8 protein-coding genes are annotated in these 17,838 nt (G+C 75.4%); 1 reads left to right on the top strand and 7 read right to left on the bottom strand.

The features are described 5' to 3' along the window. Window positions 1–2: 2 nt before the first annotated feature. The 5 genes from H1226_RS09650 to H1226_RS09630 form a co-directional block, all read right to left on the bottom strand. Window positions 3–1,838: a class I adenylate-forming enzyme family protein gene (locus tag H1226_RS09650; RefSeq protein WP_258348545.1), complete on the bottom strand. Its 1,836-nt coding sequence runs from the start codon at window positions 1,836–1,838 to the stop codon at window positions 3–5. Then, the gene (locus tag H1226_RS09645; protein WP_258348543.1) at window positions 1,835–2,050 is read right to left on the bottom strand and encodes an MbtH family protein; all 216 of its coding nucleotides are present in this window, start codon (window positions 2,048–2,050) and stop codon (window positions 1,835–1,837) included. Before H1226_RS09645 ends, H1226_RS09650 begins: the two co-directional genes overlap by 4 nt. Further along, window positions 2,047–13,374, bottom strand: a complete 11,328-nt coding sequence (locus H1226_RS09640) for a non-ribosomal peptide synthetase (protein ID WP_258348539.1) — start codon at window positions 13,372–13,374, stop codon at window positions 2,047–2,049. Before H1226_RS09640 ends, H1226_RS09645 begins: the two co-directional genes overlap by 4 nt. Window positions 13,375–13,757: 383 nt before the next feature. Continuing rightward, window positions 13,758–14,960 carry an alpha/beta hydrolase gene (locus tag H1226_RS09635; protein ID WP_258348537.1) on the bottom strand — a complete coding sequence of 401 codons (1,203 nt, stop codon included), beginning with the start codon at window positions 14,958–14,960 and terminating at the stop codon, window positions 13,758–13,760. Window positions 14,961–15,122: 162 nt separating this feature from the next. Continuing rightward, on the bottom strand, window positions 15,123–15,395 hold the full coding sequence (locus H1226_RS09630; RefSeq protein WP_258348535.1) for a GlsB/YeaQ/YmgE family stress response membrane protein: 273 nt from the start codon (window positions 15,393–15,395) through the stop codon (window positions 15,123–15,125). A gap of 132 nt (window positions 15,396–15,527) precedes the next feature. Between H1226_RS09630 and H1226_RS09625 the strand changes: the two genes are divergently transcribed. Continuing rightward, on the top strand, window positions 15,528–16,118 hold the full coding sequence (locus H1226_RS09625) for a helix-turn-helix domain-containing protein (protein ID WP_258348532.1): 591 nt from the start codon (window positions 15,528–15,530) through the stop codon (window positions 16,116–16,118). Window positions 16,119–16,151: 33 nt separating this feature from the next. On the opposite strand, the gene H1226_RS09620 is transcribed toward H1226_RS09625, so the two are convergent. Together H1226_RS09620 and H1226_RS09615 are read right to left on the bottom strand one after the other, a co-directional pair. Then, window positions 16,152–16,628, bottom strand: a complete 477-nt coding sequence (locus tag H1226_RS09620) for a carboxymuconolactone decarboxylase family protein (protein WP_258348530.1) — start codon at window positions 16,626–16,628, stop codon at window positions 16,152–16,154. Window positions 16,629–16,714: 86 nt separating this feature from the next. Next, a complete protein-coding gene (locus H1226_RS09615) occupies window positions 16,715–17,581 on the bottom strand; it encodes a chitosanase (RefSeq protein WP_258348528.1) in 867 nt (288 codons plus the stop codon). Window positions 17,582–17,838: the final 257 nt, after the last annotated feature.

Below are 17,838 nucleotides of genomic sequence, written 5' to 3'. Positions count from 1 at the left end.
GTTCACTCCTCGTCCTTCGGGCGGGCCCAGACGACGCCGCCGAGATCGTGCCGTCCGGCGCGCAGCACGGAGCAGCCCACGAGGGCGTGCCCGTCGTGCCGCAGCCGGCGCATCCGGTTCCACCGGTCCACCCGGTGGCGGGTGCCACCGGTGAGGAACGTCCACACCGGACCGAGCGCCCAGGGCGTCGCGGCGGTGGTGGCCGGGCTCGCGTGCGGGAGCAGCAGCAGCCGGCCGTCCTCGACGGTGGTCTCCTCGCCGAACGGGACGGCGACGGCGGGGGCGCCTTCGGCGGCGGCCACGGCGGCGGCGAGGTCGACGTGCGCGGACAGCGGCCAGGAGCCGGTGAGGCGGGCGCGCCATCCGGACTTCGCGGCCGCCCCGTCGTCCTCGTCGAGCCAGTGCTCCCGCAGGAAGTCCCAGGCCGCGAACGCGTCGTCGTCGCCGAGCACCGGGGTCCGCGGCGCGTGCGCGACGAGCCTGCGCAGTTCCTCGTCGGCCGAGCGGGGTGCTTCCCGCAGCATCGCGCGGGCGGTGGCGCCCGCGTGCGCGAGCAGCCGCGCGTAGCGGTCCGGGGGCTGCCGCCGCGCGGCCAGCGTCGCGCCCATCGCGGAGCGGCGGGGTTTGCCGGTGGCGGTGGCGCGGTAGCCGCCCAGCCGCAGCACGGCGGGCCGCAGTGCGGTGCGGGCGCACAGGTCCCGCACCTCGTCCACGCCGGCGTCGGCGGTGACGAGTCCGATCTCCTGCCCCAGCGCGGGTTCGGCCACGCCGACGGCGGCGAACCTGCCGGTGAACCCGTCGGCGCGCCAGCCGCGCTCGACCTCCAGCGGGTAGTGCTTCTCGCCGCCGCGGTCGATGCGCTCCTTGGTGCGTCCGCGCAGCACGAGCAGCCGGTCGTCCCGGAGTTCGCCGAGGTCGCCGGTGCGCAGCCAGCCGTCGGGGGTGAGCGCTTCCGCGGTGGCGGCCGGGTCCTCCCAGTAGCCGTCCATCAGATCGGGGGTGCGGATCTGCACCTCGCCCGCGTCGAGCCGCAGTTCGGTGCCGGGCAGCGCTTCGCCGACGGGCGGGAACCGGTCCAGGTAGTGCGCGGTGAAGTCCGCACCGCCGAACCTCGGTGCGGTGCAGCTGAAGTTGACGGCTTCGGTGAGCCCGTAGCCCTGCCGCAGCCGCGGCCCGTAGCGCCGGTGGAACCGGTGCGCGAGGTCGCCGGTGAGCGGGGCCGCCGCGGTGATCAGGTACTCCAGCTCCGGCGGCCACTCCGGTGCGGCGTCGACCAGGTCGGACAGCAGCGCCGGAACGATCGAGGCGGTCCGGGCTCCCGCGGCGGCGAGGTCGGCGAAGTACCCGGCCGGGTCGAACCGGGGGTGCAGCACGAGCGGTGCCCCGGTGAGGTGGGTGCCGAGCAGCGACAGCACCAAGGCGTTGCAGTGGTACAGCGGCAGGCACGTCCCATGTGGACGGTCCGGGGCGATTCCGTGCAGCGCGGCGGTCTTCGCCGCGTTGCCGAGCACGGCGGCCCGCCCGAGCCGCACGCCCTTCGGCCGCCCGGTGGAACCGGAGGTGAACATGATGAACGCGAGCCCGGCGGCTTCCGGGTGCTCGGCGGCGAACCCGGTGGTCCGGACGGTGGTGGTGCCCGCGTGCTGCTCGACGACGGCGCTCGCCCGCACGCGCCGCACGATCTCGGGCAGATCGGTGCCGCGCGGTGCCAGCGGCACGGCGACCAGTTCGCGGTCGAAGCAGTCCAGCAGCACGGCGGCGAGCTCGGGCCCGTTGGGCAGCCGGATCACGACGCGCGCACCGACGGGCAGCTCGGCCAGTTCGGGCCGGGCGTTCATCGCGCGGGCTCCGTTCCGCCGCGCAGCGAGGCGGGACGCAGGTCGGTCCAGTGCTGCTCGACGTACTCCAGCGCCGCGTCCCGGCTGGTCGCGCCGAGCACCACGTCCCAGCCCGCGGGCACCGCGGCGAACGCGGGCCACAGCGAGTGCTGGAGTTCTTCGTTGCGCAGCACCAGGAAAGTGCCGTCCTCGTCGTCGAACGGGTTGGTCATGGCCGCCGTTCCTCCTCGGTCGCGGTGTGGTGGCGCAGGTGGTCGCGCAGCAAGACGCCGATCTCGCCGACGTGGCGCGGCTGCATGATCCGGTGGTGCGGGTGGTCCAGCTGGTAGCCGGTGAACGGCCCGTCGAGGTGGGCGCGCCAGCGCAGCGGGCCGGGCCCCTCGGGTGTTCCGATGTGGACGGTGTCGCCGCTGCGGTGGCCGATCCGGTGGTCGCGCAGCAGCGCCGCGTTGTGCCGGGAGCATGTGACGACGTCGGCGACGTCCTGCTCGGTGAGGGCGGCGAGCGCGCTGTCCTCCCGGCGCAGCGCGGCGGACACCTCGGCGAAGGTCGGTTCACCGGTGACGTCCTGGTCGACGGAGGTGAGCAGCACGCGGTGGATGCGCGCCGGGTCGATCATGTCCGCCGCGCCACCGGGTTCGGGCAGCGGCGGGTCGATGAGGCACAGCAGTCCGGCGTCGGCGCCGAGCCGGGCCGCCATCGCGTGCGCCACCACGCCGCCGAACGACCAGCCCACCAGGTGGTACGGCCCGCGCGGGTGCGCGGCGCGGAGCTCGGCGAGGTAGCGCTCGGCCATCTCGTCGATGCTGCCGGGCAGGTCGGTGACGCCGCCCGCGCCGATGCCCTGCACGCCGAGCACCGGGTGCGCCGGGTCGAGGTGGGCGAGCAGTCCCGCGTAGAGCCAGGCGAGCCCGCTGAGCGGGTGCACGCACACCACGGGCGCGGCCGTGCCGCCCGGCCGCAGCGGCACCAGGTGCCCGGCGGCTTCGGGGCCGGTGTGCAGCACGCGTTCCAGCGCGGCGGGGGTGGGTGCGGCGAACACGTCGCGCAGCTTCGGCCGGGTGCCGAGCCGCTCCGCTACCCGGTCCACGAGCCGCACCGCGAGCAGCGAATGCCCGCCGAGCTCGAAGAAGTTCTCCTCCGGCCCGACGTGCGCCACGCCGAGCACCTCGGCGAACACCGCGCTCAGCGCGGTCCCGGAGCCGCCGGTGCGCGCGGCGCGCTCGGGCGCGGGCAGCCGGTCGCGGAGCAGCTTCCCGTTGGGCGACAGCGGAAGCCGGTCGATGAGCAGCAGCCGGGACGGGATCATGTGCGCGGGCAGCCGCCCGGTGAGGTGCGCGCGCACCGAGCCGAGGTCGGCGCCGGGGGCGACCAGGTGCGCGACGAGCCTGCGGTCCTGCTCGTCGTGGTCGTGCACGGCGACGGCGGCGGCGCTCACCTGCGGATGCCCGGCGAGCACCGCTTCGATCTCGCCGAGTTCCACCCGGTGCCCGCGGATCTTGATCTGGTCGTCCTCGCGGCCGTGGAAGCGCAGCGTTCCGGCGGTGTCCCTGGAGGCGAGGTCACCGGTGCGGTACATCCGGCCGCCGGGCGGCCCGAACGGGTCGGCGACGAAGCGCTGCGCGGTGCGGGCGGTGCGGTGCAGGTAGCCGGTGGCCACACCGCGCCCGGCGAGGTAGAGCTCACCGACCACGCCCGGCGGCACCGGTTCGAGCCGGGAGTCCAGCACCAGGCAGCGGGTGCCGCGCAGCGGTGCCCCCAGCGGCACGCCCGCGGGCTGCGGGCCGGTGACCTGGTGCGCGGTGGACCAGACGGTGGTCTCGGTGGGCCCGTAGCAGGCGTGCACCTCGCAGCCGAGCGCGCGCAGCCGCTCGGCGAGCGGACCGGGCACGAACTCGCCACCGATCACGGCCCGCAGCCCGTCGAGGGCGGGCGCGGCGCCGTCGGTGGCCAGCAGCGCGTGCCACAGCGACGGCGTGGCCTGCACGATCGTCACCCGCTGCCGCGTCAGGAGTTCGAGCAGCAGCCGCGGGTCGCGGACGGTGTCACGCCCGGCGAGCACCACGGCGGCTCCGGTGGCCGGGGCGAGCAGCAGTTCGGGCACGGACATGTCGAACCCGGCGGGCGCGGCGGCGAGGACCCGCTCCCCCGGTCCGGAGCGCAGCCGGTCGCGCAGCTCGGCGAGCAGGTTGCGCACCGCGTCCTGCGGCACCACCACGCCCTTGGGCCTGCCGGTGGAGCCGGAGGTGTGCAGCACGTACGCGGTGCCGAGCGGCACCTGGGCGGGCGTGCCGGCCAGGCGGGAGCAGCGCACCGCGCCGGTCCCGTCGTGGTCGAGCAGCAGCCCCGGCCGGGCGTCGGCGAGCAGGTCCGCGGCGCGCCGCGGCGGCAGGTCCGGGTCGCAGGGCAGGTAAGCGGCCCCGGTCGCGTGCACCGCGAGCACCGCCGCGACCAGCTCCGGTCCGCGGTGCAGCCGCAGCGCGACGAGCTCGCCCGGGCCGGCTCCGGCGGCGGTGAGGTCGGCGGCGATCCGCTCGACGAGCTCGGACAGGTCATGGCGGGTGAGCTCGCGGCCCTCGTGGATCAGGGCGAGGGCGGCCGGGTTCCGGGCGGTGTGCTCGGCGAACAGCTCGTGCGCCGCCGCTCGCAGCGCTTCGCCACCCGGCCCTGCGCCGGTGCGCAGCAGGGCGGCGCGTTCCGGTTCGGCGAGCACGGCGAGCGCAGCGACCTCCTGCCCCGGGTCGGCCGCGGCGGACAGCAGCAGCCGTTCCAGCCTGCCGATGAGCGCTCGCGCGGTGTCCGGGGTGAACAGCTCGGTGTCGTACTCGAGCACGCCGCCGATGCCCGCGGGATCACCCGCCGCGTCGTGCCGGGTGCGCAGGCTGAACAGCAGGTCCATCCGCGAGGAACCGCCGTGCAGGTCCAGCGGTGCGACCTCGGCGCCGGGCAGGTCGAACTCGGCGGGCGGGGTGTCCTGGAAGGCGAGCATCACCTGGAACAGCGGGTGGTGGGCCAGCGAGCGCGGCGGCCGCAGCGCTTCGACGAGCCGCTCGAACGGCAGGTCCTGGTGGTCGAAGGCGTCCAGGTCGACCGCCCGGACCCGCCGCAGCAGGTCGCGGAAGGTGGGCCGCCCGGTCAGGTCGGTGCGCAGCACGACGGTGTTCACGAAGCAGCCGACCGCGTCGTGCAGCGCGGCGTCCCCGCGCCCGGCGACGGGGGTCCCGATGGGGATGTCCGCGCCGGCGCCGTGCCGGTGCAGCAGGGCGGCGAGCGCGGCGTGCAGCACCATGAAAGGGCTGACGTCGTGGTCGCGGGCGAGCCGGGCGGCGGCCTGGTGCGTCGTGGCGGCGAACTCGGCCTCGATGGTCTCGCCGCGGTGCGCGGAGACCGCGGGGCGCGGGTGGTCGGTGGGCAGCGGCAGCAGCTGCGGTGCGCCGCGCAGCGCCTCGGTCCAGTGCTCCAGGTCGGAGTCGGTGTCGAGTTCTCGTTGCCACACCGCGAAGTCCGCGTACTGCACTGGTTCGCGGTCCCACTGCGGAGCCCGACCGCCGAGCCGGGCGCGGTAGGCGGTGGACAGGTCGCGACTCAGCGGTGCGAAGGACCAGCCGTCGGCGGCGATGTGGTGCAGCAGCACCAGCAGCGCGTGCTGCTCGGGCCCGGTCTCGTACAGGGTGACGCGCAGCGGTGCCTCGGCGGCCAGGTCGAAGCGGTGCGCCGCGTCCGCGGCCATCCGCTCGCGAATGTCTACTTCGGACAGCCGGACGTGCTCGAAGTGCACCGCACCGGGCGGCAGGACGTGCTGCCACGGGCCGTCGTCCGCCTCGGCGATCGTGGTGCGCAGCACCTCGTGGCGGGTCACCACGTCCTGCCAGGCCGCGCGCAGCGCCGCCACGTCGAGCCGTCCGCGCAGCCGGTGCGCGAACCGCAGGTTGTAGGTGTCGTCGAACTCGTCGAAGCCGCTGGTGAACCACAACCGGCGCTGCGCGGGCGACAGCGGCACCCGCTCGGGGCGGCGTCCCGGGCGCAACCGGGGCCGGGCGGTCTCGCCGCGCTCGGCGAGGTGCCGGGCGATGCCCTCGACGGTGGGCACGTCGAACAGGGTCCGCACGTCGAGCTCCACGCCCAGCCCGGAGCGCACCCGGTTGATCAGCTGGGTGGCCAGCAGCGAATGCCCGCCGCAGTCGAAGAAGCTCTCGTCCACCCCGATCTCCGGCACGTCCAGCACCGCCGCGAACGCCTCCCGCAGGAACCGCTCGACGGGGGTGGCCGGAGCCCGCCCCGGTGCGCGGCCGGACTCCGGGGCGGGCAGCACCCGCCGATCCAGCTTCCCGTTGGGGGTCAACGGGATCTCGTCGACCGGCAGCAGGAACGACGGCACCATGTAGCGGGGCAGCGCGGCGGCGGTGTGCGCCAGCAGCTCGTTCGGCGCCGCGTCGCCGGCGAGCCGGACGTAGGCCACCAGCCGCGGACCGCCGGGGCCGGCCTGCGGCAGCACGACGGCGCGCTCCACGGCGTCGTGGCGTTCCAGCACGTGCTCGACCTCGGCCGGCTCGATGCGGAAACCGCGCACCTGCACCTGCTGGTCGGTGCGGCCGAGGTGCTCCAGCGACCCGTCCGGCAGCTCCCGGCCCAGGTCGCCGGAGCGGTACATCCGGGAACCTGGCGGGCCGAACGGATCGGCGACGAACCGGCTCGCGCTCAACCCCGGCCGGTCCAGGTAGCCGAGCGCCACGCCGCGCCCGGCCACGTAGATCTCGCCGGGGCAGCCCGGTGGCACCGGGCGCAGCGCGTGGTCCAGCAGGTGCAGCCGCACGTCGTCCAACCCGGCGCCGACGACGCCGCGGGTCTCCGCCGGGTCGGTGAGCTCGGCGAACGTGCTGTGCACGGTGGTCTCGGTGATCCCGTACATGTTGATGACGCGGAGACCGTCGGTGGCGATGCGCCCGGCGATGCGCGCCGGGTCGAGCGGTTCGCCGCCGAGCACGACGCTGCGCACCGACGGCGGTTCGGCCCCGGCCTCGACCAGCTGGTAGTAGGCCGAGGGCGTCTGGGACAGCGCGGTGACCCGCTCGCGCCGCAGCAGCTCGCGGAACTCGCGGGGCGACCGGCTCACGTCGAACGGGACCACGACGAGCCGCCCGCCGCGCCCGAGCGCGGTCCACAGCTCCCACACCGACATGTCGAAGGCGCAGGAGTGGAACAGCGCGTGCACGTCGTCCGGCCCGAACCCGAAGTGCCGGTCGCCCGCGGCCAGCAACCGGTGCACGTTGTCGTGCGCGACCAGCACGCCCTTCGGCCTGCCGGTGGAACCGGAGGTGTAGATCGCGTAGGCCGGGTCGCCGGGGCGGATCGGCACGCCCAGGTCGGCGCCGGAGAACTCCGCGTCGTCGACGTCGTCGAGCACCAGCACCGCGAGGTCCCCGGCGGGCGCCGTGGCTCGGGAGGCGACCACCAGGGCCGGTGCCGCGTCCGCGAGCACCTCGCGGTGCCGTTCGGCCGGGTGGTCGGGGTCCAGCGGCAGGTAGGCCGCGCCGGTCTTGAGCACCGCCAGCAGCGCCACCACCTGGTCGATGCCGCGAGGCAGTGCCAGGGCCACCACCCGCCCGCGCCCGGCACCTCGATCGGCCAGCAGCCGGGCCAGCCGGTTGGCCCGCGCGTTCAGCTCGCCGTAGCTGAGGCGCTGCTCGCCGCAGGACACCGCCGGGGCGCCGGGCCGGGCCGCGGCGTGCCGCTCGAACAGCTCCGTTAGGGTCCCGGCACCGTGGTCCGGCAGCGGCGCCGGGATGCCGCGCTCGCCGGGCAGCAGCAGGTCCACGGTGCCGAGCGGCGCGTCCGGCGCGGCGCAGATCCGGTCCAGCACCGCGGCGAGCCGGTCCAGCAGCAGCCGCGCCGCCGCCTCGTCGGCGACGTCGGTGCGGTGGTCCAGCCGGAACCCGAGCCGCTCGCCGGGCAACACGATCAGCGACAGCGGGTAGTGCGTGCCGTCGTGCACCCGCATCCCGGTGATCCGCGGCCCGTGCGGCGCGTCCTCCCGTTCCGGCGGGTAGTTCTCGAACACGACGACGGTGTCGAACAGTTCGCCGCGCCCGGCGATGGCCTGCAGCCGGGTGAGGTCCACGTGCTGGTGCGCCAGTACGTCCGACTGCTGCGCGCGCAGCGCGGCGAGCGCGTCGGCGGTGCCGCGGCGCGGGTCGAGCCGCACCCGCACCGGCACCGTGTTGATCAGCAGTCCGACGATCTCCTCCACGCCGGGCAGTTCGGCGGGCCTGCCGGAGACGGTGGCGCCGAAGACCACGTCGTCCCGTCCGGTCAGCGCGCCCAGCAGCACGCCCCAGCCGAGTTGGACCAGCGCGTTGGTGGTGACGCCGTGGGCGCGGGCGGTCGCGCGGAGCCGTTCGGTGGCGGCTTCGTCCAGTTCGCGGTGCGTCCGCCGGTGCGGCGCGGTGCTCGGGCCGGGTGCGGCGACCAGCGCCGGTTCGTCCACATCGGACAGCAAGGTTCGCCAGGTCGCTTCGTGGGCGTCCAAGTCCTGGGCGGACAACCAGTCGAGGAAGTCGCGGTACGGCACCGGTTCCGGCAGCGGCTCGCCCGCGTACAGCGCGAACAGGTCGCGGATCAGCACCGGCATCGACCAGCCGTCGAGCAGCACGTGGTGCGTGGTCAGCACGAACACGTGCCGGTCCGGCCCGGTGCGCAGCAGCGCGGCCCGCAGCAGCGGCGGCTCGGCCAGGTCGAAGCGGCGCACCCGGTCGGCTTCCAGGTAGCGGGTGACGTCGGCTTCGGCGGGCGCGTCCCGCTCCGTCCAGCCGACCTCGAACCGGTGCGGCCACAGCTGCACCGGGACGCCGTCGGCCCCGTGCCGGAAACCGGCGCTGAGCTGCGGGTGCCTGCGCAGCAGCGCGTGCACCGCACCGCGCAGCGCCGCCGCGTCCAGCGCACCGGTGAGCTCGAAGGCGAACTGCACCAGGTACGGGTCGGTGCCCGCGCGGTCGAACAGCGAGTGGAACAGCAGCCCCTGCGCCAGCGGCGGCACCGGCAGCAGCTCGCCGCCGTCCTGCTCGCGGCGCCGGCGGGATTCGGCGGCGAACTCGGCGAGCAGCGCGCACCACCGGTCCGCGAGCTCCGCCACCTGCCGCCGCGGCACGAGTTCGCCCGCCCACGACCAGTTCGCGGTCAGCTCCGGTCCGCCGTCCCCGTCGGTGATCAGCGCGTCCAGTTCGACGGCGTGGCTCAGCGGCAGGTCGGCGGGCATCGCGGACCCCAGCACGCCCGCTTCGGGGCGCGGCGCCCAGTCCCGGTCGCCCGCGGTGTCGAACCGGCCGAGGTAGTTGAACCCGAGCAGCGGCCGGGTGCCGGCGGCCAGCACCGGCGCGGTCTGCGGGTTCAGGTACCGCAGCAGCCCGTGCCCGATCCCGTTGCGCGGCACCCGGTCCAGTGCCGCGCGCACCCGGTCCGGCAGCTCGTCGAGTCCGGCGCCGCGCACGTCGAGGCGCAGCGGGAACGCGGTGGTGAACCAGCCGACGGTGCGCGCCAGGTCCTGCCCGGGTTCGAACTCCTCGCGCCCGTGCCGCTCGACGTCGACCAGCACCGGCCCGTCGCCGCCGAGCCCGGCCGCGGCCTGCGCGAACGCCGCCAGCAGCAGGGTGTCCAGCGGGCAGCCGAAGGCGGTGGCGGCGTGGCGCACCAGCTCCCCGGTGACCTCGACCGGCAACGCGTGCGAGCGGTGCGCCCGGGTGGATTCCCGGTCCCGTTCCGCGTCCAGCCGCAGCGGCAGCGGTTGCGCGGTGGACGCGATCTCCCGCCACAGCGGGAATTCCGCCTGCACCTCGGGATGCCGGGCGCGGCGTTCCAGCGCGTGCGCCCAGTCGGCGAACGAGGTGCCTACCGGTGCGACCTCCGGTTCCCGGCCCGCGGCGAGCGCGGTTCCCGCCGCGCGCAGGTCGTCGAGCAGGATGCGCCAGGACACGCCGTCCACCGCCAGGTGGTGCGCGGCGAGCACGAGGGTACCGGGTTCCGCACCGGCGTCGAGCCACACCGCACGCACCGCGATGCCGGACTCGGGGTCGAGTTCTCGTTGCACCGCAGCGGAGTTCTCCACGGCGAGCGCGGTCCGCTCCGATGCGGGGAGCTCTCGCACGTCCACGCGCCGCGGCTCGCACCGGGCCGGGCCGTCGACCTCCCACGACCAGATCCCGTCCGTTGTGGACAGCCGCATGCCCAGCGCTTCGTGCCGGGCGAGCACCGCGTCCAGCACGGCCCGCAGCCGCTGCTCGTCGAGCCCGGCCGGGGTGCGCAGCACCGCGCACTGCGCGAACCCGGCGACCGCACCGCCCAGCTCCCGGAACCAGTGCATGATCGGTGTCAGCGGCAGCGGCCCGCGCTCCGCGGCCGGGCGCGCCGGTGCGGGTGCCGCTGCCGGAGCTCCCGCGTGCCGCGCGAGCTCCGCGACGGACGGGTGGCGGAACACGTCGGCGGTGCCGAGCTCGAACCCGGCGCGGCGGGCGCGGCTGGCGAACTGGATCGCGGTGATGCTGTCGCCGCCGAGCGCGAAGAAGTCGGCGTCCGGCGGCACCTCCGCCACCCCGAGGACGTCGCCGAGCAGGCCGCGCAGCACCCGCCCCGCCGACTCGTCCGGCGCCACGGGCTCGGACGGAACCGGGACCACGTCCGGCGGTGCGGGCAGCGCGGCCCGGTCCAGCTTCCCGTTGCGGGTCAACGGCAACTCCGGAACCGGCACGACCACCGCGGGAACCATGAACGGCGGCAGCAGCTCGGCCGCGCGGGCGGCGACCTCGGCCGCGTCCGGCTCCGCGCCCACGACGTAGCCCACCAGCCGCCGCCTGCCGGGCCGGTCCTCGCGCAGCACCGCCGCCGCTCGCCGCACCCGGGGCGCGGCGAGCAGCGCGGCCTCGACCTCGCCGAGCTCGATGCGGAATCCGCGCAGCTTCACCTGCCCGTCCGCGCGGCCCGCGAACTCCAGCAGCCCGTCCGCGTTCCACCGCGCCAGATCCCCGGTGCGGTACATCCGCTCCCCCGGCTTGCCCGCCGGGCAGGCCACGAACCGGTGCGCCGTCCCCGCCGGATCGCCGACGTAGCCGCGGGCCAGCCCGGCACCGCTCAGGTAGATCTCACCGACCACACCGGGTGGAACCGGGCGCAACGCGTCGTCGAGCAGGTGCACCCGCTTGCCGTCCAGCGGCGCACCGATCGGCAGCACCGCGGGCGGATCGGCGGGCACCGGGTAGCGGGTGGCGAACACGGTGGTCTCGGTCGGCCCGTACCCGTTGATCACGGTCAGGCCGGGCACCGCCTGCCGCACCCGCCGCGCCGCCTCCGGCGAGACGACGTCGCCGCCGGTCCACACCTGCCGCACCCCGTTCAGGCAGCCCGGGTTCTCCGCGGCGAGCGCGCCGAACAGGCCCGCGGTGAGCCACAACCCGGTGATGCGATGCGCGGCGATCGTCTCGGCCAGCACGCCGAGGTCGGTGGTGCCGGGTGGCGCGGTGACCACTTCCCCGCCGGTGAGCAGCGGCACCCACAGCTCCAGGGTGAGCGCGTCGAACGCGTGCGGGGAGTGCAGCAGCACCCGCCGCGCCGCGCCTTCCGCCCACCAGCGGTCCGCGGCCAGCCGCACCAGGTCGCCGCGGGTGATCGCGACGCCCTTCGGCTGCCCGGTCGAGCCGGAGGTGAACATGACGCAGGCCAGGTGCTCCGGTTCCAGCCTGAGGGGTTCCAGCCTGGTGGGTTCCAGCCTCGGCGGTTCGGCGCCGGTCGCGCCGGAGCCCGGGGCGAGCACCGGGCCGATGTCCCGGAACCACGCGGAGAACTCGTCCGCGGCGTCGGCGACGAGCACCGCCAGGCCCGCCCGCTCCGCGATGCCCCGCAACCGGCCGGGCGCGTCACCGCGGTGCAGCGGCACGTACAGCGCACCCGCCCGCACCACGGCCAGCACCGCCACCACCAGGTCCGCCGAGCGCTCCAGCAGCAGCCCCACCGGCGTCGCCACGCCCGCCCCGGCTTCGACCAGGCGCGTCGCGAGCCCGGCGGCGCGCGCGTCCAGTTCGCGGTAGGTCAACGCCCGGCCGGTGGCCGCCTCGCGCACCGCGATCGCGTCCGGGGCGCTGCGCACCCGCGCGGCGAACACGTCCAGCACGTCCTCGATCGGCGCCGCAGGCGGTGCTCCGGCGCCCGCGGCCGCGACCTGCGCGCGCTGCCCCTCGGACAGCGGGTCCAGCCGCGCCAGCGGCAGCTCCGCCGGGGCGGCCGCCAGCTGCCGCAACAACCGCAGGTAACGGTCCCGCGCGGCCGCCAGCAGCGGTTCGTCGTGGTTGGCGGGGTTGGCGTCGAAGTCGAACCGCAGCCCACCGTCGCCGCGGTCGTAGGCCACGACCGAGAAGTCCTCGGACGGCGGCGCCTGCAGGTTGTGCACGGTCGCGGTGCACGCGCCGAACTCCAGTCCGTAGGCGAACTTCTGCACGTTCACCACCGGCCCGAAGAAGGCCCGCCCGTCCTCCGGGTAGTCCAGTTCGCGGCGCAGCCGCTCGCCGCGGTACCGCTGGTGGCGCTGCACCTCGGCGATCGCGGCGGCGACGTGCGCGGTGAACTCGCCGGTGGTGGTGGCCGGGTCCACCCGCACCCGCAGCGGCAGCACGTTCGCCGACATCGACGGCGTGCTGCGGGCGAGCTCGGTGGTGCGGCCGGGAACCGGCAGGCTCAGCACCACGTCCCGGCTCCCGGTGACGGCGTGCGCGTGCAGCGCGGCGGCGGCCACGACCAGCCGGGACCAGCGCTGCCCCAGCCGGTCGGCACCGGCCCGCAACTCCGCGAACCCCGATTCGTCCACAGTGGAGGTCAGCCGCAGCGACCGTTCCGCCGCGGCCTCCGGTCGCGCCGCCATGCTCAGGAACCCGGGCCCGCCCGCGAGGTTCTCCAGCCACCACCGGCGATCGGCCTCGAACTCGGCCGAACCGCGGTAACCGTCCTCTTCGGACCGCAGCGCGTCCGGCTCCGACCAGCCGTGCTCCGGGACCGGCTCCGCGGCGACGAGGTGCCCGTAGACCTGCGCGATCCGCTGCGACAGCAGGGTCATCCCGACCCCGTCCAGCGCGATGTGGTGCACCCGCTGGAACAGCAGGTGCCGGTCGTCGGCGACGCGCAGCACCGCGGCACCGAACAGCGGCCCGGCACCCAGGTCCACCGGCCGGTCCAGCTCGGCGCGCGTCCACGCCGCCGCGGCGGCGGACGGGTCGGGCTCAGCGCGCAGGTCGAGCACCGGAACCGCGAAGTCGACGGCCTGCGACCGGCGGCGCGGCAGCCCGTCGGCGTCGGCGGTGAACGTCGCGCGCAGCGCGCTCACCTCACCCGCGGCGCGGCGCACCGCCGCCGCCAGCAGCTCCGCGTCCAGCGGCCCGGTGAGGTCGGTGCACTCGCCCCACAGGTACCGGGAGCGGGTGCCGGTCGCGGCGCGTTCGGCGATCCAGATGCCCAGTTCGGCTTCGGACAACGGCGGCTCGGCGGAGTTCTGGCCCAGGTTCATCGGTCGTTCCTCACGGGAATGGCCTGCGTGCGCCGGCCTCGGCTCGCCGCGCCGGTCACCGGGGCGGCCCAGGGGTCATCGCCCGCGGGGCGCGCGGGTCGACGGATCTCGGTCCACTGCGGGGGAAGTGGTGTCAGTCGCGGCGGGGTGCGGCGGTGCCGCGCTCCCCGTACCTGGTCCGGCCGCAGCTCCCGCTGCGCGGACGGCGATCTCCCTCGCTCACGTCCCCGACCCTTGCACGCGGCACGCCGGACAGTCGACACAAAGCACCTATTCAGACCAATTCGGACACCGCGTCCGATGTCGCTGCCCACAGAGGGGTTGCGCCCACCCGACACGGGGCGACCTCCGGCGCGATCACGGATCGCGGCGTGTCGGCCGGTTCACCGCAACGGAGCGTGCTCGTCCAGGAAGCGCAGCAGTTCCGCGCGGCTCACCGCGCCACCGATGCTGTGGAAGTCGGCGTCGAAGGCGTGCTCGCCGAACGGGAACGCCGCGTACACCACCTGGTCGCCCGCCGCGCGCAGCCGCTCGGCGAAGCCGTGCACCCGGTCCTCGAAGATCAGGTGGTCGGAGGTACCGGTGACCAGCAACGTCGGCATCAGCCCCGGCCGCACCCGGTCCAGCGCCGAGGCGTACTCGTAGCGCTGCGGGTACCGCTCCGGGGAGCCGCCGAGGTAGCTGATCGCCACCCGCCGCGCGTACCCGGCGACCCCGTTGTCGTCGTAGGCGCCCGCGAGGTCCACGGCCGGGTAGAAACCGGCCACGGCGATCGGCGGCGCGGGCGGCGCTCCCCCGCAGCTGCTCACCGCGTCGTGGTCGGCCAGCGCGTAGCCGGCGTTGATGCTGAGGCTGCCCCCGGCGGATCCGCCCGCCAGCACCACGCGGGACGGGTCGACGCCGAGCTCCCCGGCGTGCCCGGTGACCCAGTTCAGCGCGCACACCACGTCCGAGGTCGCGTCGCGCCAGCGCACCGGCGGCGCCAGCCGGTAGTCGATGGAGATCACCGGGTAGCCGTGGTCGGCGAGGTTCCGGTAGAGGGCGCGCTGCTCGTAGCGGCTGCCCGTGATGAACCCGCCCCCGTGCACCCACAGCACGGCGGGCCGGTCGGCCCCCGGAGTCGGCGGGGACCAGATCGAGGCCCGCAGCGGGGTCCCGCCCACCTCGGCGTACACCTCGGTGCGGTCCGGTGGTGCGGCGGGCGTGCCGGTGCCGATGAGCTCGGCGGGGCCGAGGTCCGCCCCGCGGTCGTGCGCGAAGGACAGCTGCGCGCCCAGCACCACCAGCGAACCGAGCAGCGCGAACGCGCCGCCACCGCCGAGGGCCGTCGCCCCGCGCCGCGACCCGCACCGCCGGGCGAGCACCGCGAGCAGGCAGCACAGCAGCCCCAGCAGCACGAACCGCAGCGCCCACTGGCCGACGTACCGCGAACCGAGCGCGCCCACCACCGGCACCGCGGGGACGAGGGCGCCGAGCACGAGCAGCGCCAGGACCAGCGCGCACGCGATCAGCGGCAGCACCGCGGCCTTGGCGAGCTGCGCGGCGGAATCGGGCCGGGCGGAGAGCGGTCCGGGCTCAGCAGGCATGCCACACGTCTACCGGGCGCGCCGCGGCGTCGCCCGTTGGGGCGACATCAGGCGGGGACGCGGCCGGTCCGACGAGCCGGTGCCACGAGCTCGACCCACCCGCCAACCGCCCGCGGGTGGGGAGCCGGGGCGCGGGCCGGAACGACCCGCGCGACCGGTGCGTCAGTCGTGCTGCTTGCTCTTGCGGCCGGTGACCTTGTTGTAGATGACCAGCACGATGATCGCGCCGATGACGGAGCCGATCCAGCCGAGGGGCTGGAACCCGCGGAGGCCGAAGGTCAGCGCCCCGAGCAAGAAGCCGCCCACGACGGACCCCACGATGCCGAGCACGATCGTCCGCAGCACCCCGATGTCGTCCTTGCCGGGCACGACCGCCCTGGCGATGAACCCGGCGATCAGGCCGAGCACGATCCAGCCGATGATGTTGCCGATCATCGCTTCCTCCTTCTGTAGGTGCCCCTCCCGAGCGGTGACCCTACTTGGCCGAGGTGGTCCGGGCCGAGCCTGCGCACGGGTGTGTTCGGCCGCCGCGTTGACAACTCCCGTTGCCGATCCTGCAATGGCGGGATGACCGAAACCCCGTCCGCGGAGATGAACGCGACGCTGGCCCAGGTGGGTCCGCGGCTGCGGGCGCTGCGCAAGCGCGGCCGCCTGACGCTGGCCGCGCTGTCCGAGACCACCGGCATCTCGGTGAGCACGCTGTCCCGGCTCGAATCCGGCAGCCGCCGCCCCAGCCTCGAACTGCTGCTGCCGCTGGCGAAGGCGCACCAGGTGCAGCTGGACGAGCTGGTCGGCGCGCCCGCCACCGGGGATCCGCGGATCCACGCGAAGCCGATCGTGCGCCACGGCCGGACCTTCATCCCGCTGACCAGGCGTCCCGGCGGCGTCCAGGCGTTCAAGATGATCATCCCGGGCGGGCCGCGCGCCGAACCGGACCCGCAGACCCACGAGGGCTACGAGTGGTTCTACGTGCTCAACGGCGCGGTGCGGCTGGTGCTGGGCGACCAGGACCTGACCTTGCGGGCCGGGGAGGCCGCCGAGTTCGACACCCGGGTGCCGCACTGGTTCGGCCCCGCCACCGGCGACCCGGTGGAGCTGCTGGTGCTGTTCGGGCCGCAGGGCGAGCGGATGCACGTGAAGTCGAGACCGGTCGCGTGACGCCGCCGCCCGGGACCGGGCGGCGGCGCACGATCAGTGCGAGCCCGGGGTGTGGTGCCCGGGCACGTTGCGGCTGGTGACCGCGAACCGGTTCCACGCGTTGATCACGGTGATGGCGGCGATGAGGTGCGCCAGCTCGGTCTCGTCGAACTGCGCGGCGGCCCGCCCGTACACCTCGTCGGGCACGAAGCCGTCGGTGAGCACGGTGATCGCCTCGGTGAGCTCGATCGCGGCGATCTCCCGCGCGGTGTAGAAGTGCCGCGATTCCTCCCACGCCGAGAGCTGGATGATCCGCTGCACCGATTCGCCCGCGGCCAGCGCGTCCTTGCTGTGCATGTCCAGGCAGAACGCGCAGTGGTTGAGCTGCGAGGCGCGGATCTTGACCAGTTCCAGCAGCGTCGGGTCGAGGCCCTTCCGGGCCGCGGCGTCGAGCCGGAGCATGCTCTTGTAGACGTCGGGGACGAGTTCGGCCAGGTTCAGCCGCGGGGTGTGCTCGGGTTCGTAGGACATGCCTCCGACGCTAGTGCCGCGACGCCCCGCGCTCCTGGTCCGGTTCGCGCCCGATCGGCTGGTCCGGTGGCCGCCGGGGCCGGTCCTCACTCCTCGATGCTGAAGTCCTGGCCGTAGACGGCCCAGTGCAGCGGCGTGGTCAGCGCCAGGTTGCCCTCGTCGAGGAAGCGGCGCTGCGCGGTGTCGACGCGGCTGGTGTCGCTGTGCGCCTCCTCCTCGTTCATCGCCTCCACGCGGGCGTCCAGGAACGCGTGCAGGTACGCGGTCTCGTCGCCGCCGCCGGACGGCGGGGTCGCGCGGTCCAGGGCGGCCTGGCGGATGGCGCCGAAGCTCGGCCAGTCCTGGCCGGGGCCGTGCATCACGATCGCGTCGTAGTAGGCGAACTGGCCGAGCGCGCCGAGCCCGTCCTCCTTCGCCTGCCGCACGGCCGGGTCGAAGTACACCCGGTCGCGCTCGGACTCCTGCGCCTGCTGGAAGTCGGGGTCCTCCGCGGCCTCCGCCCAGGCGTCGGTGAACCCGGGGTCCAGCCCTTCGAGCGAGTCGGTGCCGTCGACCGCGCGCAGCGCGGGCAGGTACTCGGCCAGCGGGTTGTCCGGCTTCGCCGCGGTGTAGGCCTCGACGAGCGCGAGCATGTCACCGGTGCCGGAGCAGAAGCCGATGATCCCGGCGGTGTAGCCGCGGCCGTCGCCGATGTCCTCGATGTAGCCGAACTGGGCGCGCCAGTCCAGCGAGGAGTTCTCCGCGCTCGACACCAGCTGCATCGCGATGTCCTTGGTGCGCGGGTCGGCGAGGTCGCCGTCGGCGGCGGGCGCGGCCCGCAGCACCGCGGGAGCGGTCGCCGGGGCCGCCGCGGGAGCCGCCGACAGCGCGGGCAGCGCGGTGGCGCCCAGGGCGCCCGCGGCGACACCGGTGGCGACCAGCAGCCGGAGCAGCGGCTTCGCGGTGGTGGCCATGTCCTCGGCTCCTTCTCGGGGTTCGGTGCCGGTGAGCGTCGGGGGGGCTCACCGGCACCGATGAGCCAACCGGGACCTGCCGAGGGGGTCAAGCCGCGGACGCCGGCGGGAGCGGGCGCGCACCCCCGCTGCCCTGGTCAGGACCGCGGAGGCACCGGACAAGTGGGAATTTCCCCCGATCCCGGGCGCGACCGCGCGTGGCGGCGGCTCGGCCGGTCGCCGAGTTCCGCTCCACCGCGCGGAGCAGTCCTCCCCCG

It is taken from the genome of Saccharopolyspora gregorii, assembly GCF_024734405.1.
GTDB classification, from domain to species: Bacteria; Actinomycetota; Actinomycetes; order Mycobacteriales; family Pseudonocardiaceae; genus Saccharopolyspora_C; species Saccharopolyspora_C gregorii.
The sequence above is the reverse complement of the archived record's forward strand: the minus strand, read 5'-3'. Positions and strand labels throughout refer to the sequence as shown.